The following is a 26259-nucleotide window of genomic DNA, read 5'->3' as shown; positions in this document are numbered from 1 at the left end:
AACATTGCTCTTTCAACAGGAACCGCCCATGCTGACACCCGACCAATTCTTCGCCTTCCTCGCCACCGCCATCCTGCTCACGCTGACGCCGGGGCCGGACAACATGATGGTCTTGAGCGTGGGCGTGTCGAAAGGCCGGGCGCGGGGCATCGCCTTCGGGCTCGGGTGCGCCTTCGGCTGCCTCAGCCACACGCTGCTGGCCGTGATCGGCGTGTCCGCCCTCATCGCCGCGTCGCCGCTGGCGTTCACGACGCTCAAGGTATGCGGCGGCCTGTACCTTGCCTGGATGGGCTGGCACGCGATCCGCAGCCGCGGCGAGGCCCGGCTCGATACCGCCCACGCATCCGCCGCCCCGGCGCGCACGCTGTTTTTCAAGGGCCTCGTGGCGAATGCCATCAATCCCAAGGTCGCGCTGTTCTTCTTGTCGTTCCTGCCGCAGTTCATCGTCGCCCAGCGCGGCGACGCGAACCTGCAGACGGCGCTGCTGGGCCTCACCTTCACCTTGCAGGCCGTCGTACTGTTCGGCCTGCTCGGCTTCTTTTCCGGCGCCATCGGCCAGTGGCTCGCGCGCCGCCCCAAGGCCGGGCAATGGCTCGACCGCGCCGCCGGCACGATCTTCATCGCGCTGGGGCTGCGCCTGATCGTCGCGCGCTGACGGCGCGCCTGAGTCTCAATAAAAAATTTCCATTGCGAAATTTGGTGATCGGCCAAGTTTTTTGCTACATTGGGGGCTTTACCCGCCGCGAATGCGCGATTCCACCCTGTTCAAGCACCTGACCTCCAGCGCGATCGTCACCGCCTGCTGCGTGCTCGGCCTGCTCTATTTCGGCCGCGACGTCCTCGAACCGCTCGCGCTGGCGGTGATCCTGAGCCTCGTCATCGCGCCGCTGATCCGCACCTTGCGCCGCATCGGCCTGGGCCAGGTGCCGGCGACGATGCTGTCCGTGCTGATGATCGGCACGTGCGTCGTCGGCCTGGGCATCGTGCTCGCCTTCCAGCTCGTGGCCGTGACGGGCGACCTGCCGAAATACCGTGCCGCGATCCGCACCAAGGTCGCGGCCGTGCGCGAGCTGACCGAGCGGCCGTTCGCCCGCATCGAGGCCGAGATCAGCGCCGTGCAGCCGCAGGAACGGGGCACCGTCAGCGGCCGGCGCGGCATCAATACGGTGACGGTCAGCCCGACGCAGCCGCTGCCGGTCGAGATCCGCCAGCCGCGCCTGACCACGCGCGACTCGCTCGCCCGGCTGTTCGCGATGGCCTGGGGACCGCTGGGCGAAGCGGGCCTCGTGCTCGTGCTGCTCGTCTTCATCTCGCTCGAACACGATTCGCTGCGCGACCGCCTGATCCGGCTCGCCGGCCAGACCGAAATCAACCGCACGATCCGTACCCTGGGCGACGCGGCCCAGGGCGTATCGCGCTTCTTCCTGTCCCAGTTCACCGTGAACGTGACCTTCGGCACGCTGATCGGCGTGCTGCTGTGGCTCGCCGGCGTGCCGCACGCGGGCCTGTGGGGCGCGCTGTCCGGCATGCTGCGCTTCGTGCCCTACCTGGGCGTGATGGCGGCGGGCGCCGTCATCGCCGTCTTCGTCGCGGCCATCGACCCCGGCTGGCAACTGGCGCTGTCGTGCATCGCCCTGTTCGTCGCGCTCGAACTGTTCGTGGCCAACGTCGTCGAGCCGAAAGTCTACGGCCACAGCTCGGGCCTGTCGCCGCTCGCCGTGATCATCTCGGCCGTGTTCTGGGGCGCGATGTGGGGCCCGGTCGGCCTGCTGCTGTCCACGCCGCTGACCCTGTGCTTCGTCGTCGCCGGACGCCACGTGCGCGGCCTGGAGCCGGTGACGATCCTGCTGGGCGACGCGCCGAACGTCTCGGGCGCCCAGCGCCTGTACCAGCGCCTGCTGACGGCCGACAGCGACACCATCGTGCGCGACGCCCACGCCTACCTGCGCCGCGCCAGCTTCGCGCGCTATTGCGACAAGGTGCTGCTGCCGGGCCTCGCGCTGGCCGGCGCCGACATGCGCGCCGGCCGCATCGACGCCGGCCAGATGGAAACCATGCGCGCCGCGATGGGCCGCGTGGCCGCGACCCTGAACCCGGAAGGCCGCACGCCCGCGCGCACGCGGCGCCGGCGCGACGTCTCGCTGCTCGACGCCAACCTGGGCGCCTACCTGCGCCAGATGCGCGAGACGCGCCAGGGCCGCTGGCAGGGCTCGCTCGACGTGCCGGCCCACTCGGTGGTGCTGTGCGCCGCCCTCGCCGTGGAACGCGACGAGCTGATAAGCGAACTGCTCGTTTCCGCCCTGCGCGAAGCGGACATCGACGCCCGCAGCACCCTGCTGGGCTCGGCCGACCGCCCGGGACCGGAAAAGGCGGAGCTGATCTCCACCGTGATCCTGCCGTACCCGGTCGAGGAGCGGCTGGGCGACTGGCTGAACGCGGCGGCGGAACTGCGCACCCACCTGCCGGATGCGCTGCTGGCCACGGTCAAGCTGCCGTTCGACCAGTCGCCGGTGCCGCAGCCGACCGTCGAAGAACACGTGGACATCGTGTTGCGTTCGTTCGAGGAAGCGCTGGCGTTCGTGGCGCCGGAACGGGCGGCGCGGGGTTAATCCCGGCCGTCGACCGAAACACAACAAATATTATCGGACGGGTCACGATATCCCTTCCGTGGAGTTGCTTTATCGCTATAATGTTGCCGTACATCACATATTTCCGGTCATGGCGGCAAGCATCCTTCCTCAAACAGACGGGACATCCGAACCGACGCGCCGGCCCGGGCAGCCGGGGCATTATGAATTCCGCGCCCGTCTCGGCGAGGGCGGATTCGGCGAGGTCTACGAAGCCTGGGACACCCGGCTGCAGCGCAGTGTCGCGATCAAGACGATCCGCCACGGCGGCTCCGCCGGCACCGACCTCGTGCGCGAGGCGCGTCTCGCCGCATCGCTGCGGCACCCGGCGTTCGTCAACGTCCACGCCGTCGAAGACGACGCGGCCGGCCAGTTCATCATCATGGAACTGGTGCACGGCCACACGCTGAAACATATCCTGCAGGACGGCACGGTGCCGCTGTCGACGGCGCTGGACTACGTCGGCCAGGTCGCGGAAGCGATGCGCGCCGCGCACGCGTCCGGGCTCGTACACGGCGACATCAAGCCGTCCAACCTGATGGTCGAGGACGATGGCCGCGTGCGCATCCTCGATTTCGGCCTCGCGCTGCGCCACGACGCGCTGGCGACGGAAACCGTGTCGCTGGGCGCGACCGCATCCACGGGCCAGACCGACCCCCAGGGCACGATCGCCTACATGGCCCCCGAACGCCTTCAGGGCGCGACGCCCGATCCGCGCGCGGACGTGTATGCGCTCGGCGTCATCCTGTACGAACTCGTGTGCGGCACGCGGCCGTTCGCGACCTTGCACGGACTGGCGCTCGCGGCCGCGCTCGTCCAGACGTCGTCGGACGGGTGGGATTATCCGGACAGTCTCGACACGCCGTTGATTGCGCTGATACGCGCGATGACGGCGCGGCAGGCGGAGCAGCGGATCGCGAACATGGACGAGGTCGTTCGGCGACTGGCGGAGCTGACGGGCGGCGAAGCGTCCCAGAACACACATCCGCCGACACCTGCACCGCGCCGACACCTGCTGCCACGTGTGGCGAAGTTCGCTGCCGGTACGTTGCTGACCGTCGCGATCGGCGGGATCGCGTGGTGGCGGGGTGAGCCGCATCTGGCTGCGCTCGAGACCTCGATGCATAAGGCGATCACACCCTATTCCGAAGCCGTCGAGATGGACCAAGGCCTTGCCTCGCTCAGGTTCTTCGACCGGCCCGGCGCACTCGACACCGCACAGCGCCATTTTGAACGTATCCTCGCGCGGACGCCGAAAAATGCAGCGGCAGTGGCCGGGATTTCGCTGGTGGACAGCCTGCGCTTTGCTGGCGACAGTCAGGACGAAACTTGGATTCAGAAAGCGGATGCGAGCGCGCAGCAAGCCGCCAGACTGGACGATCAGCTCGCACTGGCTCACGTGGCCACTGCCGCGGTGCGCGCGGGACAAGGCCGGTTCGACGACGCCGTCGCGGCCTGCGACAGTGCGCTCCGGCTCGACCCGGCGAATCACTTCGCCTGGTATGTCAAGGCGGAGACACTACGGCACGCACGTCGCTTTCAAGACGCCCGCGCCACATTGGCCGAGGCAATCCACCGCTTCCCTCGGGAGCGTGTTTTTATTGATGAGCTCGGAAGCGTCGAGTATGAACAAGGCCATTATGAGGCCGCCGAACAAGCTTTCCGGCGCAGCATCGCACTGGAACCCGACGCGGTGATCGCCTACGCAAACCTGGCCGCCGTCCTGATGCGCCAGAATCGCGCTGACGACGCCTCACGAATGCTTCAGCGCGGCCTCCAGTTGCGTCCAAACTCCCGCCTTTACACGAACCTGGGCAATATTCTCTTCCTGCGCGGCGATTACGTCGGCGCGGCCGATGCGTTCGAGAACGCGGTCTCGCCTGTCCACGGCGATCCGGGCTCCTATTTCAAGTGGGCAAACCTTGGCGACACGCTGCTCTGGATTCCTGGCCGCGCACAGGAGGCGCGGCAAGCCTACGACAAGGCGCGGCGGCTACTCGCCCCTCGCCTCGAACGCGCCCCGAACGATGTCGTCCTGGTATCGCGCATGGCGCTGTACACGGCACGCGCCGGAGACAAAACGGACGCACGAACTCTGGCCGCGCGAGCGGTCAAGCTCGCACCCGACAGCGCGGATGTCCAGTTCCGCGCCGGCCTCACCTATGAACTCCTCGGGCAGCGCACACTCGCGCTCGCCGCGATCTCGAAGGCCTTAACCCTGGGTTATCCGCTCAAATATGTGGAAGCGGAGCCAGACCTTGTCGCGCTGCGACGCGACCCGGCCTACCACACCAATTAACCCGCGCCATCCCATCCAACCGTTCGATCACCGAAAGGAACATCATGCCGCAAACCCATCAACTTACCATCAGCTATGTTCAGGGCGAGACCCTCGCCACTTGGAGCCTGGACGGGCGTCAACTGCAAGATGGAGACACTTTCACGGCCCAACCGGGAGACAAGGTTGCGTTCCAGTTCGACGGTCCAGGCGACATCGCGGAATGCGTGTTGATTAGCGGCCAGATGCAGAGCGGCTGCGGCTCGTCACCATTCGTCGAAGGAAACCGCATCAATCTCAAATCGCACTCGACGCTGGTGGTGAGCCAACAGATGGGCGTGTGGGGATTCACCGTGTCCTTTTCCGCACACGCCGGAGACGGTACGACAGCGTTCTATTACCTGCCGGACCCGGAGATGGAAGTCGGGTCACACTGCTGATCAAACACTCTCGCGCAGCCGCCGCACCTCCCGCCGCAACGACTCCGTCGGCGTCTTGAGCGCCACCGCGCAGCGCGCCACGTCGCCGTCGCACGCTGCCAGTGTCCGCTCGATCTCATCGGCCGGAATCCGTTCGGCCCAGCGGATCTCCGCGTGGGCGTCGAGCAGCTTGTACATCGTCGGCCGCGAGATGCCGAGGGCGCGCGCCGCCGCCTGGATGTTCCAGTCGTTGCCGGCCATGGCGTCCAGCACGTCGCCATCGGTCAGCTCGGACGGCTTGCGGCGCGGCGGTTCGGCCGCAACCGCGGCGGGCGCCGGCGCCGGCGCGGCCTCCACGCCCGGCATCAGGCGCGCCGCGCTGCCGGACGGCGCCGGCGTCAGGCGCACCAGTTGTTCGAGCTGCGGCGCGCCGCCGTGCTGCACCAGCAGTGCCGCGCGGCGCAGCGTGTGTCCCAGCTGGCGGATGTTGCCCGGCCAGTCGTGGCACGCGATCTCCACCACCAGTTCCACCGGCAGCGCCGGCTGGGCGCCATGCGCCTGCAACAGGTGCACGATCAGCACGCCGATGTCTTCGCGCCGCTCGCGCAGCGGCGGCAGCTGGATCGCGAATCCTTCCAGCCGGCGCAGCAGGGCCTGGTTGAACATGGCCGTGTCCAGGTCCTGGTCGGTCGCCGCGATCAGGCGCGCGCTCGTCTTGCGGTCGTGGCTCGCGCCCAGCGGGCGATAATCGCCGCCTTCCAGCACGCGCAGCAGCATCGGCTGGACGCTGGGCGGGGCGTTGCCGATCTCGTCGAGGAACAGCGTGGCGCCGTCGGCCTCGGCGAACAGGCCGCGGCGCTCCTGCGCCCCCGTGTACGCGCCGCGCGCCGCGCCGAACAACTCGGCGGCCGCCAGCGATTCGTTCAATGCCGCCATGTTCACGGCCACCAGGCGCGTCTGCGCGCGCTGGCCGAGCGCGTGGATGGCGCGCGCCGCGATTTCCTTGCCGGTGCCCGTCTCGCCCAGCAGCAGCACGGGGATGTCGGTCGGCGCCACCATGCGGATCTGGTCGCGCAGCCCGATGGCCGCCGCCCCCACGCCGACGAGGCCGGGCACGGGATTGTGCTTGGGCAGGCAATACATCCAGTGCAGGCACAGCACGACGGCGCGGCCCAGCATCAAAACCTGGCCGCGCGCGACCTCGGCCGCGTCGAACCGCACCTGGCCCGTGGTGGCCCGTCCGTTCAGTTCGACCGGCATGCGGGTGGCGGGCAGGTGCAGCGTGACGCCCTCGCCCTCGCGCACGATCCGCACGGGGTCGCGCGAGATCGTGCCGTGGCCGAGCGGCAGGCCGGCCTGGCCCGGCCGATAGAACAGCGGCGCATAGCGGTTCACTTCCAGCGCGCCGGGGTCGCCGACGAACTGCTCGCCGATGCGCGCCGGGTCCGGGTGCCAGAGGATCGTCAGCGCGAGCAGCGGCCGCGCCGGGATGCCCTGCGCGGACAACTGCAATGTCTGGGTGTATTCGGTGGAGTCGCTCATGCGCGGCACGTCAGATGCACTTTTACATGTAAAAACACATGGCAATTTTACACTCAGAAACACCGGAAGGGCCGTAAACCGGGCCCCACACCCTCCATAGGCTTGGTTATCAGCATGGCACGGCGCTTGCAATAGTGGTAGTGCCGCCATCGGGGCGGCGCCATTTTCCTGAACGCGCCATGACACTCCACTTCGCCTCCTCGCCCATCCTGCCCCTTGACGCCCGCGTCATGCTCGACGTGCACAACCTGAAGGCCCTGCGCCAGCGCCGTGGCGGACGCGACGCGTTGTCCGCACAGTTCCAGGAACGGCGCCAATGCCTCACCCGCGCCGCCATCAACCGGGCCGAGTCCGGCAGGCCCGTCCCCTACCGCACCGTGCGCCACCTGGCCGCGTTCTACGGCATCGGCGTCGAGTCGCTGATCGATGCCGAGCCGCTGCACCACGCGCCGCCGTCACGCCCGGCGCCGGACCCGTCCGACGTCGAACGCCTGCAGTGCCGCGCCGTCATCGACGCCGTCCACGTGGCGGGTCGCGGCCGCATCATCGACATCCAGGGCGCGGAAGGCGCCGGCAAGTCGCGGCTCCTCGCGTTCGGCGCCAGCGACGCCCGCGCGCGCGGCTATGCCTGCGTCGTGCTCGACGGCGGCACGGCCGGGCAGCCCGTCGCCCACACGGCCGCACGCCTGATGCTCGCCCTGCTCGGCCTCGCGCCCGACGCCGCGACGGACGACGCGCCGGACGACGGGCAGCTGGCCGGCCTCGTGCGTGCACGCTGCGCCGCGCTGGCCCTGCCCGCGGCCCACGTCGACGCCTGCGTCAGCCTGATCGACACCGCGCCGGACTGGCCGCTGCCGGCGACCCAGCTGCTGCAGACGGCCGCCCTGTGCGCCCTGCTCCAGCACCGCGTGCAGCACAACGGCGGCAAGCAGCCGCTGCTCATCTGCATCGACGATCTCCAGTGCGCCGACTGGCAACTGGCCATGATCCTGAACGTGGCCGTGCCGGCGACCCTCGACTATCCCGTGCTGTGGATGTTCGCCACCCGCCTGGAACCCGGCCCGGCCCGGCGGCCCCTGGGCGTGCGCATGGATGCACTGGCCCGCACGACCCTGCACCTGACGCCGGCAGCCCCGCGCCCGGGCCGCGCCGACGCCGGCGGCGTGCACCGGCTGAACCGCGCCGCGGTCTAGGTCACCCGCCCGTCCAGGTTCTGGACGCGGCGCCGCTCATCGTGCCACGGCAACGGGCTCAGCTGGTCTCGATCGCATCGACGCGGTCGGGATAGAACGCCAGGTGTCCGCGGATCGCGGCGACCGCGGGATACGGCGACTCGTAGCTCCACGCCGCGTTTTCGCCCTGCGGGCCGGCCGACGCGACGGAGAAATAGGCGCAATCGCCCTTGTACGGACAATGGGTGTACTGGTCGGTGCGTCGCAAGCGGTCCATCGCGACGTCCTCGCGCGGGATGTACAGCACGGGTGGATAATTCGCCTCGCGCAACGCGAGCGCGCGGTCGCTGCTGGCGATCACGGCACCGCCCGCGCGGACGGTCACACGACCGCTCGCGGGACCGATCGTGATCGGGTGGTCGGGGCCAGGCATCTTCATGTTGATCGGCATGCGCGTCTCCCATCGTGGAACGATACGGCCTCATGCTAACAGGTCCGGCGCGTGCCCGCCCGCCGTCCGGCGCGCCGGCCACCGACGCCACGCCGGCAAGGATCGCATGGCCGGCGAACAGGACGGCGAGCGACAGCAACGTCGGCCCCGGCCAGGCGATGGCCAGCACCGCCAACACGATCACGAGCGGCCCACGCACGGCCGGCACCCACCACGAACGCGTACTTTCCATGCGCTTTCTCCCAGGCCGGCAACGCGGCCGTCGTGTGATTGGATCGGACGGCACGCCGGCGGTTCCGCGCGTCGGCAAGACCTGCGTCAACGCCGGTCGGCGCGCACGTCGCGCACGATGCGCATATACATCACCGCGTTCAGTGCCAGCACGGCCGCCGCCAGCAGCCACTGCATGCCGCGCGTGAGGCCGGCCGGATAGATCAGCCCCACGAGGTAATGGTCGACGAAGCCGCCGGCATAGCCCGCCGTTCCCGCGAGCAGCCGCAGCCGGTTCTCGAGCGCGGTGAGCGGACAGGCGGCATCGGCGACCTCGATCGCGACGCCCCACGCCACGGCGGCCAGGTGCAGCGGCAACAAGCGGCGCCGGCGCAGCACGAGGGCCGCGCCGGCCACGACGAACAGGATGAAGCCGAGGTGCAGCAACAGCACCATGGCGGCAAGAAATTGATAGACCATCGACGCGACTCCCGTGCGGCCGGGACCCCATGATACGGTGCGCGCACGCGGACGGGCGCCACCGGCGCACGACTGATACATGTCAAGCGCGCATGCGGGTGCCCCCATATGCTCCACCTGAACCGCCGGGAGTCGGCCGCACATCGCCGGCCGCGTCCGGCCGAACCGAGGAGATCGCCATGACACACGTGATGCCACGCGCAACACCCCCGAGTCCGCGCACGGGCCGACGCCGGTCCGCCCTGCGGCATGCCCTGGTCGGCATCGCCGCCCTGCTCATGCTGGCCTGCGCGCTGCCGGCTGCCACCGCCGCGTCCGGCCGGGCGGCCCGCGCCGCGGACGGCGACACGGCCACGCGCCGCCAGCAGGCCGCCGTCAAGCACATCAGCGATGCCGTCGGCGTCGTGCATACGATGGACAACGAGGCCGGCATGGCCGCCTTGCTGGACCGGGCGCGCGGCGTCTTCATCGTCCCGACCTACGGCCGCGCCGCGCTCGGCGTCGGCGGCGCCGGTGGCGCCGGCGTGCTGATGGTCAGGCGCACGGACGGCACCTGGGGCAACCCGGCGTTCTTCGACATCGGCGGCGTCAGCATCGGACTGCAGGCCGGGGCGGAGGGCGGGCCCATCGCCCTGCTCCTGCTGAACCAGAAAGCCGTCGACAGCTTCCGCAACCGCAACAATTTCTCGGTCAGCGCCGACGCCGGCCTCACCGTCGTCAACTTCGCCCGCATGGCCCAGGGATCGACGGCGGGCGACGTCGTCGTGTGGTCGGGCAGCAAGGGCCTGTTCGGCAATGCGGTCACGGTCGGCGTCAACGACGTGCGCTACAACCGGCGCCTGACCGAGGCGTATTACGGCAAGCCGACGACGGCGCTGCAGGCCATCGACAGCACCGAGGTCAACGCCCAGGCGGACGCGCTGCGCAAGGTGCTCGGCAGTCCGCCGGCGCCGGCGGGAAGCGGCGGCAAGGCCGGCGGGCGCTAGCTGCGGCGGCAGCGGACCACGCCAACGCCGGCGCGCCGTCACCGGCAATATACGGCCCCGCGCGGGCTCGCGGCGACCTCAGGCCCGGCACAGCGACCGGGCCCGGGTCGGGGCGCCGGTCAGCCCGCGCGCCGGCGCCGCGCCGCCAGCAGCCCGCAGCCGGATAGCGCCAGCAGCAGCGTGGACGGCTCCGGCACCGCGCGCACGGTGCTGAACGCGTTGTCCGGCGCGACGGTCAGGCGCGCGTCCGCCGGCGCCTCGGGGTGCAGGTCGATGCTGCCCAGGTTGCCGTCGACGCCGAGGTAGTGCGTATCGTCGAACAGCGACCAGCTGAACGTGCTGCCGTCGCTGCCGGCACCGGTCGCGAAGGTGACGTCGAACCCGAAATGGCCGCCCAGCTGGATGGCCTGGAACCAGTCGCCGCCACCGGCATCGCTCGTGAACGTCAGCACGCCCGCCGGATCGGTCGCCACCGACCCCGTCGCCACGGGGCTGCCCAGCAATGCGCCGGCCAGGTTGGCGACAGTCGCGCTGGCCGGTGTGGCGCCGCCGACGCTGAGGAAGTCGAGGCCGAGGTACGCCGTGCCGGCGCCCAGCGTGGACGTGTCGATGTCGACGTGATGGAACGGCACGAACGGCACGGCCAGCGCCGCGCCGGCGCACAGGCACAGGCAAGTGGCGGCCAGCAGGCGGGCCGCGTGGTGTGTCAGGGTCTGCATCAGGAGTCTCCTAGTATTTTACGTTGATGAGTTGCGGCGTGTACGCGATCACGGCCTTCGCCGGATTCGAGAACGTCGTCGTCAGGGTCACCGTCTGGCCCGGCGCCAGTTCCCCCTGTCCCAGCGTGACGTAGGGCGCACTGTCCTTCACGCCTGTCGCGTTGTCGAGCGTGACGCCGCCGGTCAGGCCGGCCAGCCGGAACTGCAGCGGGCCCGGGAGCGTGGCGTCGCTCGTGTTCGTGATGGTCACCGTGCCCGTGTACTTGAGCGTGAAGCGGTTCATCGCGAGGCCCGAGCGCGCGATCCGCACGCTGCCCGTCACGTCCACGGGCGCCTGCAGGTCGTAGCGCGTGCCGTAGAAGCGAAACTCACCGTACGACGAAATGCCCGGATACGCCGGATCCGTCGGCGGCCCCGGATGGTCGACCCGCGCCATGAAGTAGCGGTACCTCTGGTTCTCCAGGCCCGGCAGCACGGGGATGACTTCCATCTCGAAGTTATGCCCGCTGGTATCGGTCGTCTCGCGGCTCGTGAGCAGCGTCCAGTTCACGTTGTCGTTCGATCCGTACACGTTCGCTCCCTGCGAGCGGTTGGCGAACATGTAGCGTGCCTGGATGCCGAAGCCGTCGACGGACACCCGGTAGTTCTCGCCGAAGTCCATATAGATCGGGGCGCGCAGGTCGCCGGAATAACTGTTGTAGTTACCGTCGACGAGCAGCGCCGGGCGATCCGCGCCGAAGCCGGTGGTCGTCACCATGTCCTTGCTCCAGTCGAGGCTCCCGTCCGAGGCCACGCGCGGATTGACCAGCTCCAGCTTGCGCACGGCCGCCTGCACGGACTTCAGCAAGCCCGCGAAATCGGCGTCGGACACGGTCGTCATCGACTGCTGCAGCGGCGCCAGCTCGGCCTTGAACGTGGCCAGCGACGGCGTCGTATAGGCGGCCGCCGGATCGTAGCCGTCGAGCGCGGCCTGGAATGCCGACGCGCGGTCCGGCTGCACGTTCAGGCGCGCCGTCATCGAGCTGACGGCCACGCCGTCCGTGGCGGCGACGACGACATCGTGCACGCCGACCTGCTCCGGTCCCGGCGTCCAGTCGAACGCGCCGCTGGACGTGTCCAGCCGCGCGCCGGCCGGCACGTTGACGGCTTCGTACGCGACGCTGTCGGCCGTATTCGCGTCCGTGGCGGTATAGGCCGCATGGTAAGGGATGCCCTGCACGACGATTTCCGTCACCGGGAACACGGGCATGGCGAAGCGCGGCGGCGTGAGCTGAGTCGGTGCGGCCATGTTCACGTGGTCGACGTCCACCGTCGTGCCCTCGGGCCCGGAAAACCTGAAGTACATGATGTTGTCGCCGAGCCAGCGCCCCCCGATGGCGGCCGCCGACGTGTCGGGCACGATGTAGCGCCACTGGCCGTGCGTGTCCGGCACGGTCATCAGCGCCCACGGGCTGGCGTCGCGGGCGGCAGCGGCGGACAGCGTCACCGGCGCGGTCGTGCGCACCATGATGCCGACCGGCGCGTACTTCGACCGGTCCGCGTACTGCACGTCGTGGAACACGATCGTCGCGCCGCCCGGCGTGACGGCGCCGTGGCCGAACGTGCGGTCGCCCTCCGTCTGCATGGTCCAGTCGCCGTCGAGGAAGATCGATTTGCGCTCCGTTTCCAGGATGCCCGGCGTGCTCGGCGGCAGGGGTACGCCCGTCAACGCCTGCGGCAAGGTGAGGATGGCGGTCGGGCCCATGTCCTTGTTGTTGGGCGTCGCCGGGCCCCAGGGGATGGCGGGACCGTTGGCGTGGCGCGCGGCCGTGGCGAGGTATGGCGCTTCCGCGTCGACGTCGACACCCTCGACGTATTTGTAGGTGTTGTAGATCTCGGCGATGGCGTCCACCTCGTACAGGCGGCCGCGGTACGCCGACGAGATGCCGGACGTGCCGCCGGTCGTGTCGGCCCACGGCGTGTCGTAGCCGAGCATGTACTCGGCATACGAATTCGCGCCGCGCAGCAGGCGGTCGTCGCCGAAGCGGTAGACGCTCACCGCGTCGCCGCTGCTCGAGGGCTTGCCCGTGAACGGATCGACCTTGGTGCCCTGGGCCGTGACGAGGCGCAGCAGGCCGCCCAGGATGTCGACGTTGTCGCCGGCGTGGGCGCCGTCGCGCGACATTTCCTCGACTTCGTAGAACGTCTGGCCTGTCTTGTTGAGCGGGTTGTCGGTGTCGATCCGGGCGATTGCCTTCATGAGCGCACCGTTGATGTCCTGGCGCGTCGACGTCGCGTTCACCGTCAGCCACTCGACGCTCTCGTCGTAACGGGCGCGGTTGTCCGTGAAGATCGCGCCGGCGATCCGGCCCACGAGCGAATACTGCTGCTGGTTCCGGAACCGCTCGTTACTGGAAAAGAAGGTCCGCTCCATCGGATCGACCAGGTTGTCCTTGAGCTTCTGCGTGTCGGTGTCCGTCCACGCGAGCGGATAGTCGGTGTAGGTCGGATCGGCCGGCGTGTAGCGCATGATCTCGGCGGCCATCAGCATGCGCGACAGCGGCACGCCGTTGTGGATGTGTGCATCCGGGAAATAGGCGTAGCCGTTCGGATTCATGTTGCTCCACGTGCGCAGGATGCGCATCGCGTTGCGGCGGTACTCGTTGCGGCCAGTGACGTAGTACAGGAGCGCCTGCGTCAGCGCGCCCTGCGAATCGTTGATCATGCGCGTCTGCGCCGTCGAACCGTTGTAGTTCGGCGTGTTCGGCGTGTCGACCTTCGTGGCGTCGCGGTTGGTGGGCTGCAGGTTGATGTTCGCGTAGTTGCAGCACACGGTCGCGAGGATGTTGTAGTAGGTCTTGTACGGCTCGACGTCGGCACGGATCTGCTGGCGAACGTACTCCAGCTGCTCGGGCGTGAACCCCAGGTCCGGATGCCGGAAGCCGGCGCTGCTGACCACCGGCTGCGCCATCGGCGTGGCGACGAACGGCACCGCGTACGCCGCGCCGCCCGGCAGCGCCAGCGCTGCCGCCAATGCCAGCGCCACGATGTTTCCTCTCGCGTTGCTGCGCAACGCCCTCCACCTCGGATGTGAATGGTTATACATGATTGTCCTTATTTGTTTGCTAACCAGATCGTTGTCATGCCACCGGTTCCACCGTCTCCACCGCCTGTTGTGTTATCGATAGCGGGCGGATCGTATCACGAAGACAATAAAAGCGGCGCGGATTTGTTATCGTTACCTCGTGTTGCCGGATGCGGCAGTCCCGACCGGGTGGCCGCGCCCGAATCCACGGGCGTGGAAGCACGAGCGGGCCCTAAAAACACCGTCCGGACGGGTGCCCTTGCGCGCGAGGCATGCCCGAAATGGCATAGATACGACGAAAAAATTCATACCTGGCGCGGTGCATACGGCCCGCCGCGAATCCGCGGTTGCCGGAACGGCAACAAGCCACGTACACTGGGCAACCACGCATGTCGATCGGAGCCCTGCCATGAAGCCACTCGTCGTTGCCATCGCGCTGTCTGCCTCGCTGGCGGTCGTCCAGGCGAATGCGGCCGGACCGGACGTTCCCGCCTCCGGCCCGGCCGCGGTGCCGCGCGACGGCCAACACGATTTCGATTGGGAAATCGGTAGCTGGGATACGCACCTGAAACGCCTGCGTGAGCCGCTCAGCGGCAAGACCGACTGGGTCGAGTACACGGGCACGTCGGTCGTGAAGCCGGTCATGGGCGCGCGTGCCAACCTCGTCGAGCTCGATGTGCGCGGCAGTGCCGGCCGCATCGCGGGCGTGTCGCTGCGCCTGTACCAGCCGGCGAGTGGCCAGTGGACCCTGCATTTCGCGAACCTGGCCAATGGCTTGATGACCGACCCGATGCACGGCGCCTTCAAGGACGGCCAGGGCAGCTTCTACGGCCGGGACACGGTGAACGGGCGCGTGGTCCTGGTTCGGTTCCTGATCGTGCCGATCGATGCCGCCAGGTGGCGCTTCGAGCAAGCGTATTCCGCCGATGGCGGTCGGCGCTGGGAAACGAACTGGATCGCCGTCGATACCCGCCGCAATGACGGACCCGCCAAGGCGGGCCGGCGATGAGCGGCGCCTGACGACGCCAGGCGCCGCGTGAAATCGCGCACCGCGGCCATGGCCCGGGACGCCGCGAAGAAGGTCTCGTTACCGTTGCTCCCCCCGCGCACGGCTCGGCGATCGGCGACGGGCGCATGGAATCGCCGGGTCCGGTACCATGTACGGACCATGAATGCCTTCAGTATCCTCATCAACGACCAGGCAGCCGCCGACACCTCCGGTTTGCCGCCGGCGATCGCGCGGAATATCGCGTCGTTCAAGGCCCATCATCCGGACGCCACGCATCGCCTGTTCGACCAGCGCGGCATTCGCGCATTTCTTCGCGAAAACACGGAGCCCGATGTCCTGTGGGCCTACGAGCAACTGCTGCCCTATGCCTATCGCGCGGATCTGGCGCGCCTGTGCCTGCTGCATGAATTCGGCGGCGTGTATGCCGATTTGTCGGTGTTCTTTCACGCGGGCTGGCCCGTTCAACCCGGCAAGATTGCGGTGTTTCGCGACCGCGCCATGGTCGCGCCCTGGATCGTCAGCAATACCATCATCAGCACCCCGGCCCGCTTTCCCGCGCTGGAGGCCGCGATCCGCATGATCGTCGCGCATTGCCGCACGCGCTATCGCGGCGCGTCCCCGCTGTGCCCGACCGGGCCTGTCCTGTTCGGCAAGGCCCTCGCCCTGCATTGCGAACCGGACCAGATTCACATGGGCGAGGTCGCCAACGTATCCGGCCGGAATACGGCCGAAGCCCTGGTCTTCCTCGACGCCACCGATGGCCGCCTGGTGGCCTATCGTACCAAGAGCATGGCCGGGCTGCGCGAACTCGGCCTGCAGGACGGCGTCAACAACTACAACGAGTTCTACCATGCGGGGTTGAGCTATGCCGGCGACTTTCCGGTGACGCTCGGCGCCGACGCCCTGCAGCGGCACGGGCGCAGCGTCTGCGGCCTCGAACACGGCGAACTGGTCTACCGCGGCGACGCGACCGGCGGCGACGCGCAGGAAGTGGCCCTGTGGCTGATGCCCTTTCCCTTCGCCGCCGGGGCTTACCGCGTGCTGCTCGACCTGGCGCAGGCGTCGCCGGGCGCCGTCCTGACCCTGTTCGCGGCCGCCAACGGCACCGGCGAAGTGCTGGCGCGCACGGTCGTCCGGCAGGACGGCGCCGGGCCGGCCGCGCTGGCGCTGGCGCTCGACATGCCGAGCACGCGCAACGACGTCATCGTCGGTATACTCGCGGAGGGCGAGGCGCGGCCGTTGCAATTGCGTATCCGCGGCCTGCGCATCGAACGCCTGCCGGACGACACACCATCATGATCAAGTACATTTCATACGGCGACACCACCGGCTACGGCCTGTCCGGCCTGTCCTACCTGCGCGGGCTCCTCAACCTCGGCCTGGACGTGTACTGGCAGCCGGTGTTCTGGGGCGCGCACGGCCTGCAGTTCTGGCGCCCGGACATGGCGCCGCAGCTGCTCGAATCCGTGCGCGCCAGCGCGGGCGACCCGGCGCTGCGCGACCTGCCGGCCATCCTCGCGCTCACCGCCGCGCCCAGGGATTACCGCATCGTCGTATCGCACATGATCCCCGACTACCTGCCCAGCTGCATCGAAGAAGGCAAGGTCAACGTGGCCTACTGCGCCTGGGAGTCGGACAAGATTCCGGCGCACTGGCCGGCGATCCTGAACCGCTTCGATGCCGTGATGGTGCCGTCGCGCTTCAATGCCGACGTGTTCCGCGCCGGCGGCGTCGCGGTGCCGGTGCACGTGGTGCCGCACATCCGGCGCCATGCGCACGACGAGGTCGCACCCGAGCAGCGCGACGCCCTGCGGCGCCAGCTCGGCATCGGCCCCGACCACTTCGTGTTCTACACCATCGGCGCGTGGATGCTGCGCAAGGACTTGCCGCGCCTGGTCGAAACCTTCCTCGCCGAGTTCGGCGACGCCGAACCGGTCGCGCTGTGCGTCAAGACCTCGGCCAAGCCGGTCCACGCCCCGCTGCCCAATGAGCAGGGCAAGACCTCGCTGCAGCTGGTGCAGGAGACCACGCGCGCGTTCGCCGCGCGCGAGGGGCGCATCCATCTGCCCACGGTCGCCGTGCTGGCCGGCGACGGCGTCAGCGGCGCCTGGATCGACTGCCTGCACCAGATCGGCGACACGTATGTCTCGCTGGCGCGCGCCGAAGGCTGGGGCATGGGTGCGTTCGAGGCCGCCGCCCTGGGCCGGCCGGTGTTGATGACCGGCTGGAGCGGCCACCTGGATTTCCTCGGCAGCGACCATCCCGGCCTGATCGACTACAGGCTCGAACCGATCGACTGGCCCGGCACCACCTATGGCCGCGACCACCAGTGGGCGGTCGCCGACGTCGCCGACGCACGCCGCAGGATGCGCGCCCGCTTCGAACAGCGCGGCCGCCCGGACGCGCACGCGCGGCGCCTCAGCGAGACGATCGCCAACCGCTACGCCGAAGGCGCTGTCATGCGCCAGTTCCGGCGCATCATCGGAGCATGAGCAGCATGGTTCCCCGCATCTTCCACTTCGTGTTCGGCCTCAAGGAACAGACCGGGCCCTTCCACCTGGCGCACTACCTGTGCCTGGAATCCTGCCGCCAGGTCAACCGCCCCGACGCGATTCTCTTCCACTACGCGAACGAGCCCCACGGCCCGCTGTGGGAGCGCATCAAGCCGCACCTGACGCTACGCAAGGTCGTGCGCGAGCCCCTGCCCCAGTCGGCCTACCAGGGCTCCGGCGAGGGCCGGCTGATCGCCGCCTCCGGCTGGAGCTACGCGCACGAGGCCGACTTCATCCGGCTCAAGGTGCTGCTCGAGCACGGCGGCGTGTATGCCGACATCGACACGCTGTTCGTGGCGCCGCTGCCGGACCACCTGTACGACTACGGCTGCGTGCTGGGCGACGAAGGCGCGCTGGCGGACCCGCGCGGCGTGCTGCGCCCGTCGCTGTGCAATGCCCTGATCGCCGCCGCACCCGGCTCGCTGTTCATCACGCGCTGGCTCGAGCAATCCTACGGCGCCTTCGACGGCAAGTGGACCAGCCATTCCTGCGCACTGGCCACGCGCCTGTGGGAACAGCACCCCGAACTGGTGCACGTGGCGCCGCGCCACTACTTCTACCGCCATCCGTGGACCGTGGCCGGGATCCAGTCGCTGTTCGAGCGGCGCGACCCGGACCTGCGCGACGTCTTCAGCCTGCACCTGTGGAGTCACCTGTGGTGGGATGCCGGGCGCACCGACTTCACGACCTTCCACGCCGGCCTGCTGACCGAAGACTACGTGCGCGCCGGCGCCAGCACCTATGCCGCGCTGGCGCGGCCCTACCTGCCATGAGCACGTCCACCGCGGCGACGCTGGCCGACTTCCTGCCGCGGCCCGGCCGCGGCCTCGGTTTCAAGCTCGGCCAGGACGGCGCCCTGGTCCAGCAAGGCACGCTGGACCTGCTGGCGTGGCCGGGGCGCCGGCCGCTGGTGTCCTGCCTGATGGTCACGCGCGGCCGCCTGTTCCCGGCGCGCTTCGCGGTCGACTGCTTCCTGCGCCAGAGCTGGGCCGAGCGCGAGCTGGTGCTGGTGTGCGACGCGCCCGCCACCGAGGTCGAGGCATATTGCCAGGCGCTGGGCGACACCCGCATCCGCATCGTGTACCCGGAAACGGCCGCGGACGCGGCCAGCCTCGGTGCGCTGCGCAACCTGTCGCTGCGCGCGGCGCGCGGCGACTGGATCTGCCAGTGGGACGACGACGACCTCTACCATCCGCAGCGCATCGAGGTCGGCATGCTGCTCCTGCAGTCGATGCAGGCCGACACCCTGTTCCTGAGCCGCTGGATGCTGTGGGCGCCGGCCGCGCGCCGGATCGGCGTGTCCGGCGCACGCGAATGGGAAGGATCGATGCTGGCCCGGGCCGCCGGGGTGCCGGCCTATCCGGCGCTGGCGCGCGGCGAGGACACCGCCGTGATGCATGCGATGGTGGCGCGCGGCCGGGTCGTGCTGCTCGATGCACCCTGGCTCTACACGTACGTGCAGACCGGCGCCAACACCTGGACCTCGCAACATTTCGAGGCGATCTGGCAGGCCGCCAGCCTGGTCGAGACACCCGGGCGCTACGACCAGGCGCTGGCCGCCCTAAGCGCCAGCGGGCCGCATGCGGATTATGCGCGCGCCGCGCTGGCCCAGGCGGCCACCTAGCGGCTCGATTCGATCTTGGCCGCGCCGGCGTAGTCGACGCCCTGGCTGCGGATGAACTCGACGCGGCGCGCATGCAGCGCGTCGTTGGGGTCGAGCGCGCAGCAGACGGTGGCGGCGCCGGTGCAGCCATGCGGCTCGTGGCGCAGCTGCTCGAAAACCAGGCGGTCCTCGCCGTCGCCGGTGGGAAAGGCGGCGCACGACCACAGGTGGACCAGGTGCAGCAGTCGCAGCTTGTCGATCGCCAGGCCGCTCGGCCGCACGAAGCCGCCGAAGCGCTCGGCGTAGATGCCCCGGCCGACGCCGACGCTCTCGAACCCGTCCACGCACAGTTCCTGGCCGGTGTTGCCGTCGGCGTAGATCGAGTACGAGAACGCCCACGCCTTCCCTTCGATGGCGCGCAGGATGGCCGCGCAGTGGTCTTCCTTCAGCCAGTCGTCGTCGTCGAGGTAGACCACCACGCGGCTGTCGGCCAGCAGGGTCAGGGCCGAACGCAGCGCGCCGCCGTAGAACGAGGCATGCGGTCCGCCGTGGCGGCGCGAGGTCGAATAGCCGGGATTGATCAGGGTGAGCGTGACGTGCGCCGGGCATTCCGGCAGCAGCGCCGCCAGCAGGGCCTGCAGGCGGCCGTGCGGATCGCCGTCGACGCCGAGCAGGACCTGGATGCGCGCGCCGTCGGCCAGGCGCTGGCGGAACACCGAGCGCAGCGCGCGCGCCAGCGACAGCCGGCAGGTGGTCAGCAGCACGACCGCGAGCGCGTGGCGGGTATCGTTCATGACGGCCGCAGCGCGAACGGATAGCCGGCCCGGGCCGGGACGCCGGGCCATCCGCGGCCGGCCGCGATGGCATCGGCGATGCGCCGGCGCACCGCTTCGACGCCGGCCGCGCCGGGACGATGGTGGGTGGCGTCGCGCTGCGGCGCGTGGGTCGAATGCAGCGCGACATCGTTGAAGAACAGCGGCACGGTCGCGGTATAGCAAATGCTGCGCCGGTACAGCAGGTGGTCGGCGACCAGCTTGCCGTGCGCGTGCACCCCGCCCAGCTCCAGGTGCTCGCCGTCCGGACAGTAGCGCGCCAGCAGCCGCTCCATCGCCGCGCGCCGGATCAGGTAGGCGCCGGCCGAATAGAAGCTCGGCTCCCATTCATGCCACAGGATGCCGTGCGCAAGATAGAGCTCGCCCAGCGCCAGCACCACCGGCGCATGGCTCACGTGCAGCTGCAGGATTTCCCAGTCAGGCGGCGCGGACGCCATCAGGGCCCGGGCATCGTACACATGATGCGAGCGCACGTCGTCTTCCATCACGACCACGGCCGCGCCGCCGCCGGCGTGCGCGGCGCCGATGGCGCGCAGGTGCGAGACCACGATCGCCAGTTCGGGCAGCGAGTTGGCCAGGGGCTTGCGCAGATTCACCTGCGGCAGGGTGTCGGGCGTGGCCGCCTCCACGCGCGCATGCGCGACACCCGCGCGCGCGAACGCCGCTTCGGCCAGGCGGCGCCGTTCGACGTCGGTCTGGCGGTTGATCCAGTAATGCGGTAATCCTTCGAGCATGGCTGCAGTCTAGCGAAAAAAACACAGGCCGGCAAAAAGCCGGCCTGTGGTGTGGAGCCCCAATGCTTAGAACACGACGCGCACGCCGCCGTTGCCGCCCAGCTGGGTGTAGCCGCTGCGTGCTTCTCCGGTCAGGCCGTAGTACAGGTAGGCGCCCTTCTTCATCTGCAGCGACCCGCTGACGCCGCCCTGCACGAAGACGCGCCCGCTTTCCGGCCCCGCGATCACGGTGCCGGTCTGGGCCAGCGACGCGGCCAGGGTCGGCCGGGCCAGCGCACCGGCGTCGACGCCCGCGCCCAGGTTGAAGCGCCAGGTCGAGGCCTGCAGCGGGTCGGTATTGCGCGAGTCGGCCGACAGGCCGGCCACGATGCGCGTCCCGGTGGCCGCGTAGCGGTCCAGCGCCAGGGCGCCCAGCCCATCCGGGCTTTCGGCGTAGGCGTCGCGCTCGGCCTTCTGCACGGTCACCCGGGCGAAGGGCTCGACCTTGGTACCGTTCACCTCGAGCGGCGCGCGCACGCCGGCGCCCAGCATGGCGCTGTTGCCGCCGGCGTGGCCGCGCAGCAGGAATGCCTGCTCGAACGGATCGGAACGGTTGCTGTCGACCTTGTCGCGGCCGACGCTGCCGATGCCGTCGAACATCAGGCCCGCGGTGGCGGCTTCGCCGTACACGAAGACCTTGTTCTGATGCAGGGTGCCGGAGGCGGCGCCCGCGCTCAGGTTGGTGTTCGCCCGGCTCGCGCCCACGCCCAGGCGCGCGTCGCGCGTGTGCAGCAGGTCACCGCCGACCGTGATCTGGACGGTGTCGGTATCGAAGCCGGACGCCGTCCGGTCGCCCCGCCAGTCGCCGTGGTTGGCGCCGATGTCGATCCACAGGGCGCGGCCGTCATCCTTGGCGTCGCGCTTGAGCACGCTGCGCTGCAGGTTCCAGCCGGCCTGCGGCGCCGCGGCCGCCAGCGCGCCGTGCACCTCGCCCGGCAAGTCCTTGACCAGGATGCCGAGCTTGTCCGCATCGTAGGACGCCGTGCGGTACAGCAGCTGGTCCTGCAGTGTGCTGGCCTGGCCGGACTGGTCCAGGTCGACGATGTGGTCGAGCGCCGCGGCCACCGAACGACCGTTGCCGTTGCCATCCTTGAACCAGGTCTTGTACGAGGCCGGCAGCACCTTCAGCTCGATGCTGTTGTTGCCGCCGTAATCGTAGAAGGCCGCCATGCGCAGACCGTCCAGTCCATCCGGCTGGGCCACCGTATCGAAGCGGCCGACGATGCCGCCGTCCGCCGTGATGATGCGGTAGGTCTGGCCCATCGCCGGCGCCACCGGCGCCGAGCCGTAGCCGGACTCGTTGACCGAATACAGGTCCTTCAGGGTCGGCGCCAGCGTCGCTCCCGGCTGGATCACGAACTGCTTGGTGCCGGTCACGTGCAAATAGGAGTAGTAGCCGGTGGCGCCGATCGGCGAACTGGCCGAGGCCTGCTTGTCACCGCCGATGTCTTCCTTGAAGCGACTGCCGGTCGCCATCGTGACGGTTGCGTCGGCGGTCAGCATGCCCGGCGAATTGCCCGGCGACAGGATACCGCGCACCATCACGTCGCCCCGGATGTGACCGCTGCCACCCAGGGTCGCGCCCGGCGCCACCGTGACATTGCTGGTGTAGCTGCCGTTGGCCAGCAGCTTGCCCTGCGCCACGCAGGTGGCGTCGATGGTGGCCGTGCCGGTGACGTTCAGCGTGCCGGTGCCGGTCTTGGTGAAGCAGCCGTCGCCCACATCGCTCGAGGTCAGCACGCCCGACAGCGTGGTCGTGGTGCCGGAGTCGGTGTTGATGCTGATGTCGTGACCCATGTGGATGGCCTGGCCGGTCAGGATGTCGACGGTCGCGTAGATCGTGCCGGAATTGAAGGTCATGACGCTACCCCAGCCGAGGCCGTACGAATTGGTCACCTTGACGACGCCGTCGTTGACGGTCAGGCCGCCGGTCCAGCCGTCGCCCGGCTGGTTCAGTGCACCGTTGCCGCCGGCGTTGTCGCCCGCCAGCACCAGGGTGCCGGCGCCGTCCTTGTACAGCCGGCCGGCGCCGCTGACGTTGCCGTTCAGGGTCACCACGCTGTCCGCGCCCGCCGTATCGAGATGGCCGTCCTGCGCGCTCACCGTGACGGCGCGCGCGGAGTCGAGCGACGCGCTGGTCTGCACGGTGCCGCCGTCGAAGTTCAGCTTGCCGCCCGCCGCGCCCAGGCTGGCGTCGCTGTCGATGAGCAGGTGGGCGCCACTGCTGACGGTGGTGTCGCCGGTATAGCTGTTCACGCCGGACAACGCGAGCGTACCCTGGGCAACCTTCAGGCCGCCGTTGTTGGCCAGCGTGCCGTTCATGGTCAGCAAGCCGCTGCCCTGCTTGACCAGCGTGCCGCTACCGGACACCGTGCCGGTCTGCGCCAGCGTGGTGCCGGCGTCGACGTCGAGCGTGCCCTGGTTGGTGAGCGTGATCGCGCGGTCGCCGTTCATGCTGGCGGTGGTGTGCAGCGTGGCGTTGTTCAGCTCCAGCGCACTCTGTCCGGTGCCCAGGTTGAGCATCGACGAGATCGTCAGCATCGCATTGTTGACGCTGGTCTTGCCGGTATAGCTGTTGTTGCCCGCCAGCGTGAAGCTGCCGTCGTTGACGTTCAGGCCGCCGTTGCCACTGATGACGCCGCCGAACTGGCCCTGGGCCTTGCTCAGGGTCAGCGAGTTGGCCCCCAGCTTGACCAGGCCCGCGCCGGACAGGCTGCGGATGCCGACGTTGCCGCCGGCGCCCGTGAGGTCGAGCGTGCCCGCGTCGGCCACCGTGCTGGCGGCGATGCTGCCGCTGCCGGCCAGCGCGACGGTCGCGCCGCTGGCGATCGTGGTGGCGCCGCTGTAGTCGTCGTTGCCGGTCAGGGTGACGTTGCCGCCGCTGACCGTCAAGCCGCCACCGGCGCCATGGATGCTGCCCGCCAGGACGCCGGACGCGCCGCTCAGGGTCAGCGTCTTGCCGCCCAGGTTGACGTCGCCCGCGCCGGTCAGGTTGTGCAGCGTGGCGCCGTCGTTGGTCGCGGCGATGTCGAAGGTGCCCGCATTGTCGACCTCGGACGAGGCCGCAATGCTGCCCTGGCCGGCCAGGGCCAGCGTGGCGCCGCTGGCGATCGCGGTGCCGCCGGTGTAGGCGTTCACGCCACTCAGCGTTTCCGTACCGCCGTCGACGTTCAGTCCACCCGCACCGCTGATCGTCCCGGCGAAGTTGCCGTTGGCCTGGGTCAGCGCCAGGGTCCGGGCGCCCAGGTCGACCTGGCCGCTGCCGGACAGGCTCTTGATCGCAGCACCGTCGGTGGTGGCGCCGATGCCGAGATTGCCGTCCACCGTCACCGCGCTGGACGCCGCGATCGCGCCGCTGCCGGCCAGCAGCAGGGTGGCGCCATGGGCGACAGCGGTCGCGCCGGTGTAGCCCTGGGCCGCCGTCAGGGTCTCGGTGCCGCCGGTCACGCTCAAGCCGCCGGCGCCGGACATCCGGCCGCCGAAGCTGTCGCCGGCCGCGCTGAGGGCCAGCGTATTCGCGCCGAGCAGCACGTCGCCGCCGCCGGCCAGGCTCTTGATCGCCGCGCCGCCACGCGCGGCCGAGATGTCCAGCGTGCCGTTATCCACGACGCGGCTGGAGGCGATGCTGCCGGCGCCCGCAAGCGCCAGGGTGGCGCCGTGGCCGATGCCGGTGTCGCCGCTGTAGGTGTTGGTGCCGCTCAGCGTCTCGGTGCCGGACGCGATCGCCAGCCCGCCCGCACCGGAAATCGCGCCGCTGAAGTTGCCGGATGCAGCGGTCAGGGTCAGGCTCTGGCCGCCGAGGATGACGCTGCCCGAACCGGACAGGGTCTTCACCGCAGCCTGGCCGGACAGGCCCGCGATATCCAGCGTGCCGTCGGCCACGACGCCGCTCGACGATGCGATCGATGCCGTGCCGGCCAGCGCCAGCGTGCCGCCATGGCCAACGGTGGTGGCGCCGGTGTGGCTGGTGTTGCCGGTCAGGGTTTCCACGCCGCCGGTCAGCGCCAGGCCACCGGAACCGTTGATGGTGCCGGCGAACACGCCGTTCGCATTCGTGAGCGTCAGGGTCTGGCCGCCCAGGACCACGCTGCCCGAACCGGACAGCGACTTGATCTGCACGCCGTTGCCGGCGGCCGCAATGCTGAGGCTGCCATTGTCGGCGACGCCACTGGACAGCGCGATACTGCCCGAGCCGGACAGCGCCAGGGCCGCGTCCGCGCCAATCGTGGTGGCGCCCGTGTAGCTGTTGGCGCCGGACAGCACCTCGGTGCCGCCGGCGACGTTCACGCCGCCGCAGCCGCCGTCGATCGTGCCCGCAAAGTTGCCGCTCGCATGGGTCAGTGTCAGGTCCTTGCAGCCCAGCACCACGCTGCCCGAGCCGGACAGCGTGCGGATCGCGGCACCGTGGTCGGTGGCGGCGATGTTGAACACGCCGTCGTCGGCCACGCCGCTCGACGTTGCGATGCTGCCGGTGCCAGCCAGCGCCAGCGTGCCGCCCGTGCCGATGGTAGTCGCGCCGGCGTAGGCGTTGGCGCCGCTGAACTGCTGGACACCACCGCTGACGGTGACGGCGCCGCTGCCGGAGACCGCACCTGCGAAGGCCCCGGCCGCATTCGTGAGCGTCAGGGTCTGCGCGCCCAGCAGCACGCTGCCCGAGCCGGACAGCGACTGGATCCGCGTGCCATTGCTGGTTGCCGAGATATCGAGCACGCCATTGTCCGCGACGCCGCTCGACGCCGCGATGCTGCCCAGGCCGGCCAGGCCCAGGGTCGCGCCCGCGTTGATGCTGGTCGCGCCGGTGTAGGTGTTGGCGCCGCTGAGTTGTTCGGTGCCGCCGGCCACGGTCAGGCCGCCGGAACCGGCAATGGTGCCGGAGAAATCGGCGCCCGTGCTGGTCACGACCGGCAGGCCGGGCAAGCCGGGGAGCAGGATGCCGCCCGGGCCGACGATCACGCCGGTCAGGCCGCCGCCGGTCTGGGTGCTGGTCGCGCCGGCATTCGTCAAGGTGAAGGTCTGGCCGCCCAGCAGCACGGTGCCCGAGCCGGACAGCGTCTGGATTTGCGCACCGTTGTTGGTGGCGGCGATGTCGAGCACGCCGTCGTCGACCACGCCGCTCGACAAGGCGATGCTGCCCGAACCGGCCAGGGCCAGCGTGGCGCCCAGATTGACGCTGGTCGCACCGCCGTAGGTGTTGGCGCCGCTCAGGGTCTCGCTGCCGCCCGCGACGGCCAGTCCGCCGGGGCCGGCGATATTGCCCGCGAAGGTGTCGGACGCGTTGGTCAGCGTCAAGGTCTGGGCGCCCAGCGCCACGCTGCCCGAACCGGACAGCGACTGGATCTGCGTGCCGAAGATGCTGGCGGAGACGTCCAGCACGCCGTTGTCCGCGACGCCGCTCGACGACGCGATATTGCCCAGGGCAAGCAGGTTCAGAGTCGCGCCCTGGCCGATCGTGGTGGCGCCGGTGTAGCTGTTGATGCCGGCCAGGATCTCGGTGCCACCGCTGACCGCCAGGCCGCCGGAACCGTTGATGCTGCCCACGAA

The 26259-nt window shown here is 69.7% G+C and carries 19 protein-coding genes and 1 pseudogene; 11 read left to right on the top strand and 9 right to left on the bottom strand.

The features are described from left to right. Positions 1-28 precede the first annotated feature (28 nt). From U9J41_RS03140 to U9J41_RS03125, 4 genes are all read left to right on the top strand, one after another. Positions 29-655, top strand: a complete 627-nt coding sequence (locus tag U9J41_RS03140; protein WP_322400187.1) for a LysE family translocator — start codon at positions 29-31, stop codon at positions 653-655. A 91-nt stretch (positions 656-746) separates the two neighbouring features. Next, the gene (locus tag U9J41_RS03135; RefSeq protein ID WP_322400185.1) at positions 747-2609 is read left to right on the top strand and encodes an AI-2E family transporter; all 1863 of its coding nucleotides are present in this window, start codon (positions 747-749) and stop codon (positions 2607-2609) included. A gap of 58 nt (positions 2610-2667) precedes the next feature. After that, positions 2668-4926, top strand: coding sequence for a protein kinase domain-containing protein (locus tag U9J41_RS03130; protein WP_322400183.1), 2259 nt, complete (start codon positions 2668-2670; stop codon positions 4924-4926). A gap of 44 nt (positions 4927-4970) precedes the next feature. Then, positions 4971-5345 (top strand): hypothetical protein, encoded by a 375-nt coding sequence (locus tag U9J41_RS03125; RefSeq protein WP_322400182.1) that lies wholly within the window; start codon positions 4971-4973, stop codon positions 5343-5345. Here U9J41_RS03125 and U9J41_RS03120 read toward each other — a convergent pair whose 3' ends face one another. Then, the gene (locus U9J41_RS03120) at positions 5346-6866 is read right to left on the bottom strand and encodes a sigma 54-interacting transcriptional regulator (protein WP_322400180.1); all 1521 of its coding nucleotides are present in this window, start codon (positions 6864-6866) and stop codon (positions 5346-5348) included. 179 nt (positions 6867-7045) lie between these two features. On the opposite strand from U9J41_RS03120, the gene U9J41_RS03115 reads away from it, so the two are divergent. Continuing rightward, positions 7046-8059 carry a P-loop NTPase family protein gene (locus tag U9J41_RS03115; RefSeq protein ID WP_322400178.1) on the top strand — a complete coding sequence of 338 codons (1014 nt, stop codon included), beginning with the start codon at positions 7046-7048 and terminating at the stop codon, positions 8057-8059. A 58-nt stretch (positions 8060-8117) separates the two neighbouring features. Here U9J41_RS03115 and U9J41_RS03110 read toward each other — a convergent pair whose 3' ends face one another. The 3 genes and pseudogenes from U9J41_RS03110 to U9J41_RS03105 all read right to left on the bottom strand — a co-directional run bounded on the left by U9J41_RS03110 (position 8118) and on the right by U9J41_RS03105 (position 9179). Next, on the bottom strand, positions 8118-8489 hold the full coding sequence (locus tag U9J41_RS03110) for a DUF427 domain-containing protein (protein WP_322400176.1): 372 nt from the start codon (positions 8487-8489) through the stop codon (positions 8118-8120). An 82-nt stretch (positions 8490-8571) separates the two neighbouring features. Next, a pseudogene (locus tag U9J41_RS29295) lies at positions 8572-8721 on the bottom strand (DUF308 domain-containing protein); the annotation flags it as partial. A gap of 86 nt (positions 8722-8807) precedes the next feature. Then, positions 8808-9179: a DUF2784 domain-containing protein gene (locus U9J41_RS03105; RefSeq protein WP_322400174.1), complete on the bottom strand. Its 372-nt coding sequence runs from the start codon at positions 9177-9179 to the stop codon at positions 8808-8810. Positions 9180-9358: 179 nt separating this feature from the next. Between U9J41_RS03105 and U9J41_RS03100 the strand changes: the two genes are divergently transcribed. Next, positions 9359-10165, top strand: a complete 807-nt coding sequence (locus tag U9J41_RS03100) for a lipid-binding SYLF domain-containing protein (protein ID WP_322400172.1) — start codon at positions 9359-9361, stop codon at positions 10163-10165. A 119-nt stretch (positions 10166-10284) separates the two neighbouring features. On the opposite strand, the gene U9J41_RS03095 is transcribed toward U9J41_RS03100, so the two are convergent. Both U9J41_RS03095 and U9J41_RS03090 read right to left on the bottom strand, forming a co-directional pair. Beyond that, positions 10285-10884 carry an NF038129 family PEP-CTERM protein gene (locus U9J41_RS03095; RefSeq protein ID WP_322400171.1) on the bottom strand — a complete coding sequence of 200 codons (600 nt, stop codon included), beginning with the start codon at positions 10882-10884 and terminating at the stop codon, positions 10285-10287. A 10-nt stretch (positions 10885-10894) separates the two neighbouring features. Continuing rightward, entirely contained in the window at positions 10895-13909 is a 3015-nt protein-coding gene (locus U9J41_RS03090; RefSeq protein WP_322400169.1) for a putative Ig domain-containing protein, read from the bottom strand. A 448-nt stretch (positions 13910-14357) separates the two neighbouring features. Here U9J41_RS03090 and U9J41_RS03085 point away from each other — a divergent pair, with 448 nt between their 5' ends. The 5 genes from U9J41_RS03085 to U9J41_RS03065 are packed head-to-tail and all read left to right on the top strand — an operon-like array spanning position 14358 to position 19133. Then, a complete protein-coding gene (locus U9J41_RS03085) occupies positions 14358-14957 on the top strand; it encodes a hypothetical protein (RefSeq protein WP_322400168.1) in 600 nt (199 codons plus the stop codon). Positions 14958-14984: 27 nt separating this feature from the next. After that, entirely contained in the window at positions 14985-16256 is a 1272-nt protein-coding gene (locus tag U9J41_RS03080) for a glycosyltransferase family 32 protein (protein ID WP_322400167.1), read from the top strand. Then, positions 16253-17449 carry a glycosyltransferase family protein gene (locus U9J41_RS03075; RefSeq protein ID WP_322400165.1) on the top strand — a complete coding sequence of 399 codons (1197 nt, stop codon included), beginning with the start codon at positions 16253-16255 and terminating at the stop codon, positions 17447-17449. The genes U9J41_RS03080 and U9J41_RS03075 overlap by 4 nt, the downstream gene beginning before the upstream one ends. A gap of 5 nt (positions 17450-17454) precedes the next feature. Next, on the top strand, positions 17455-18282 hold the full coding sequence (locus tag U9J41_RS03070) for a glycosyltransferase (protein WP_322400163.1): 828 nt from the start codon (positions 17455-17457) through the stop codon (positions 18280-18282). Further along, positions 18279-19133 carry a glycosyltransferase family 2 protein gene (locus U9J41_RS03065; protein WP_322400162.1) on the top strand — a complete coding sequence of 285 codons (855 nt, stop codon included), beginning with the start codon at positions 18279-18281 and terminating at the stop codon, positions 19131-19133. The genes U9J41_RS03070 and U9J41_RS03065 overlap by 4 nt, the downstream gene beginning before the upstream one ends. Here U9J41_RS03065 and U9J41_RS03060 read toward each other — a convergent pair. From U9J41_RS03060 to U9J41_RS03050, 3 genes are all read right to left on the bottom strand, one after another. Beyond that, on the bottom strand, positions 19130-19906 hold the full coding sequence (locus tag U9J41_RS03060) for a hypothetical protein (RefSeq protein ID WP_322400160.1): 777 nt from the start codon (positions 19904-19906) through the stop codon (positions 19130-19132). The two genes, U9J41_RS03065 and U9J41_RS03060, sit on opposite strands and share 4 nt — an antisense overlap. Further along, on the bottom strand, positions 19903-20679 hold the full coding sequence (locus U9J41_RS03055; RefSeq protein WP_322400158.1) for a hypothetical protein: 777 nt from the start codon (positions 20677-20679) through the stop codon (positions 19903-19905). The genes U9J41_RS03060 and U9J41_RS03055 overlap by 4 nt, the downstream gene beginning before the upstream one ends. 66 nt (positions 20680-20745) lie before the next feature. After that, on the bottom strand, positions 20746-26259 hold a 5514-nt coding region (locus U9J41_RS03050), incomplete at its 5' end, for an autotransporter-associated beta strand repeat-containing protein (protein WP_322400155.1).

It is taken from the genome of Massilia luteola (genome assembly GCF_034420155.1).
Lineage (GTDB): Bacteria > Pseudomonadota > Gammaproteobacteria > Burkholderiales > Burkholderiaceae_D > Telluria > Telluria luteola.
Note: the sequence above shows the minus strand (reverse complement) of the source record. Positions and strands in the feature narration are given on the sequence as shown.